1 protein-coding gene is annotated in these 244 nt (G+C 41.4%); it reads left to right on the top strand.

What is annotated here, in order from left to right; genetic code table 11:
• Nucleotides 1–14 precede the first annotated feature (14 nt).
• Nucleotides 15–179, top strand: coding sequence for a hypothetical protein (locus DSOL_RS30330; protein WP_207649706.1), 165 nt, complete (start codon nucleotides 15–17; stop codon nucleotides 177–179).
• Nucleotides 180–244: the final 65 nt, after the last annotated feature.

Raw genomic sequence — 244 nt, 5'->3', positions numbered from 1 at the left:
GTGCATTAGTTAAACTGGAACCTTTAGCTTCTTACAAAATGTGTACCAACAAAGCCTGTTCCGTAGTTTATTTTAGTGATAATCAAGACGTATTTGAAACGAGGGACATAAAAGTGGAAGTGTACACCAAAAAGCGAAGACGAAGACTGCCCCGTCTGTTACTGTTTCGGATGGACTAAGAAAAGAGTGGTACAAGAATTAGAGGAAACGGGCAGAACTACCGCTTTAGAGGAGATAACCGCAC

Source organism: Desulfosporosinus metallidurans (assembly GCF_001936615.1).
In the GTDB taxonomy this organism is placed as follows: domain Bacteria; phylum Bacillota; class Desulfitobacteriia; order Desulfitobacteriales; family Desulfitobacteriaceae; genus Desulfosporosinus; species Desulfosporosinus metallidurans.
This window is presented reverse-complemented; position numbering and strand designations above follow the sequence as displayed.